Source organism: Bacteriovorax sp. DB6_IX (assembly GCF_000447775.1).
Classification (GTDB): domain Bacteria; phylum Bdellovibrionota; class Bacteriovoracia; order Bacteriovoracales; family Bacteriovoracaceae; genus Halobacteriovorax_A.
On the sequence record NZ_AUNJ01000260.1, the window covers coordinates 1 to 3,081 of the forward strand.

The window sequence follows — 3,081 nt, forward strand, 5'->3', positions numbered from 1 at the left end:
AAAAAATAATGATTCTAAGCCTCTATAATTACAATTCATTTTTCTGTTTATAAATCAGTTTATTTGACTTTATTGATAGATATGATAAATTAAAGCTACTATCACTCTTACAGGAGCTATCTGTGAACATTATTTCAATTCAATCTATTCAAGGATCAATGTTACGATAGTTATCTTTATTTCAAATAGTTTCTAAAAAACTCTTCGCAAATTCTTAAAGATATCACCGGACATTGATCCGGCTTTTTTTATTTCAATTACATTTAACTAGGAGATTATCGTGAACAATCATGTCTTACGAATTGATGTCATTTTATTCATTCATAAAATATGGAGAAATATATGTTCCAAATGGAAGCACATAAAATATCTTATACATATAGAGACTCTTCAAAAGAGATATTAAAAAATATTGATTTCACTATTAATCAAGGACAAAAGATTGCTTTGATTGGAGAAAATGGCGCGGGTAAATCTACTCTCGTCAATATACTCTCAGGTAAACTAAGCGATTATACAGGGGTTATATCCAAGGCACGAGAGTTAAAAATTGGTCTTGTCGAGCAAGATATTTCACAATTTAATGAGCTGAGTATCGCTGACTATCTCTGGCAAGTTAGAGAAGAACTCGCCAAGCTTCGTGAACAGATGAGTTCTGACTATGAGTTAATCTATGAATATGATGAAAAGGGAGGCTATTCTTTTGAAGTAAAAGTTGAATAAGTCATTGAACGCTTCAATCTAAGTCATCTTAATCAAAATAATCATGTGGCGACACTAAGTGGTGGTGAAAGGACACGTCTTCAATTAGCAAGGCTCTTTCTCGAGAATGTGAATCTCTACATCCTTGATGAACCTACTAATCACCTCGATATCGATGCAATCGAATGGCTTGAAGATTTCATTAGTCAAACTAAGAAAACTGTTCTGATGATTGGCCATGATAGACAGTTTATCGAAAATTGTGCAAATGAAGTTTGGTATCTCAATCATGGTTTACTCGATTCATTCAGTGGTAATTACTCTTTCTTTGAAGAGCAATTAAAGAAGAGGTATCAGGCAAGTGTAGTAAGGTATCAGGAGCAGAAAAGAAAGATTCATCAGTTACAAGCCTCGGCCGTTAAGGCCCGTAGTGTGGCCGACAAAATGGAGAATTTTAAGGAGACTCGCTCGATAAAGAAAAACGGTGGTATTTGTAAAAGAGATGAGGGATCAGCCTCTGCTAAGGCAAATCCAATGAAGAAGATGAATACAGCTAAAGTCATTGAAAGAAGATTGCAAAATATAGTTGAAGACTTAAAGAGGCCACAAGTAGAAAGGAAACTAAATCTTAAATTCTTTGAAAAAGATTTTGCAAAGAACTCGGTCTATATTGAGACTCGTGATTTAGCAATGGTCTATGATCGACCAATCTTCTCTCATATCAATTTTACAATTAGGCGTGGTGAAAAAATCGCTATTGTCGGTCCTAACGGCGCGGGGAAGACAACCTTGTTACAAATTCTCAATAGGGATCTTTATGCTACTCATGGAAAACTGTGGATGCCTGATAACCTTAGAATCTTGTTGCTGGAGCAGGAACTCTCGCAAATAGAACAAGATTCCGTAGCAAAAGCCTTAGAGTCCCAGACTAAAGAACAAAGGGTTGCGATGTATAATTTAATGGCCTATCTCGGAATTAGAGGACTTGATGTGCAAAGCTCTTTGTGTGAGCTAAGTTTAGGTCAGCAGCGAAAGATTCAATTATCACAGGCACTCTTAGCTGCCCATGATCTTCTCATTCTCGATGAGCCAACGAACCATTTTGATATAAAATCTCGTCAGGCCATAGAGGAGGCGTTGGACGCTTATAGAGGAACTCTGATCTTTACTTGTCACGATAGACACTTAGTTTCAACGTTAGCAGATAAGGTTTTTGATATCGCTTCTGGAGAGTATTATGACTGTTATGAGAGCTATAGAGACACTTTGCATACAAAAAATAGAATCAAGAAAACTTAACGTAAAACGCTACTTTTCCTACTTCTTAGAAATTTCTTTCTTAGATAGGCTAGAGATAAATAATTTAAGGAGGAATTATGAAAAAGATTTTAACAGTACTTTTAGTAACGGGGTTTATTGGTTCAACTGTAATGGCCGGTGCACTTCAAGATATCTTAGGGGTTAATCAGAAAATCGTTGATGCTGTTGCACAGGGTGATCTTGATGAGGTTGTTTCTCATTATACTGTGGATACAACATTTCTTGCACCCCAAGCACCAGTTCTAACGGGAAGGGATGCTGTGAAAGCTTTTTATACCGGAGCATTAGCTGCAGGTGCCACTGCTCTTGAGCTTGAGTCTCTCTCATTTGAGAAGATTAGTAAGAGAAAATATATCGAAATTGGTCAGAATAAAATTCACTTTACTGACCCTAGCACTGGCGCATCTTTTGTCCAAACAAATAAGTATATGGTGATTTGGAAGAAGGTTCGTGGAAATTGGCAGGTATATTACGATGCTTACAATGCCTTACCGTAGATTGTAAGATCCTGTAATCATATACTTGATCAAGAAAACTTATTTGAAATAATTACAGACGAACTTGTTCTGTAAACACTTTGTGTTACGACTGTCATATGAAAAATCTAATTATTATGACAGTCGTTTTTGTGGCCAGTGTTCAAGCACATGGTAATTTAATCATCCCAACTTGCCGCCTTAGTGAAAAGGTATTTAGCGAATCTAATGAAGAACTTATTAAGAAGTTAGAAGGTGCTGAAGAAAGAGGCCATAAGTGTGAGAGTGCCAAGCTTAACTTTGCTCTTGCTGAGAGGTTAGGACAGAGAGAAAAAATCCTTTCAACTTTTGATTGGTTGGCAAAAGGTCATTATCTCAATGACTATACAGAGCTTCTTTTAAATTCAAATATTGATTACACTGATAAAGAAGTTCACCATCTGCTTCGTAATCAAGTTGAGATGTATATCAAATTTTCTAAGAAGTTTAGAAAATCAACACGTATGAATTCTCAATTTAACTTTAATGGTGAGGCCCTGTCATTCTTTGATGAAATCGAGCTAAACCTCACTCTCTTTATAAG

3 protein-coding genes and 1 pseudogene are annotated in these 3,081 nt (G+C 36.0%); all 4 read left to right on the forward strand.

Features of this window, described 5'->3' with window-relative positions:
- Nucleotides 1-351: 351 nt before the first annotated feature.
- Nucleotides 352-852: pseudogene (locus M901_RS07625) on the forward strand (ATP-binding cassette domain-containing protein); the annotation flags it as partial.
- 540 nt (nucleotides 853-1,392) lie between these two features.
- Nucleotides 1,393-2,001, forward strand: coding sequence for an ATP-binding cassette domain-containing protein (locus M901_RS17990; RefSeq protein ID WP_232422516.1), 609 nt, complete (start codon nucleotides 1,393-1,395; stop codon nucleotides 1,999-2,001).
- A 77-nt stretch (nucleotides 2,002-2,078) separates the two neighbouring features.
- Nucleotides 2,079-2,519: a DUF4440 domain-containing protein gene (locus tag M901_RS07635; protein ID WP_021277615.1), complete on the forward strand. Its 441-nt coding sequence runs from the start codon at nucleotides 2,079-2,081 to the stop codon at nucleotides 2,517-2,519.
- Nucleotides 2,520-2,617: 98 nt separating this feature from the next.
- The coding region (locus tag M901_RS07640; protein WP_034721248.1) for a hypothetical protein at nucleotides 2,618-3,081 on the forward strand (464 nt) is incomplete at its 3' end.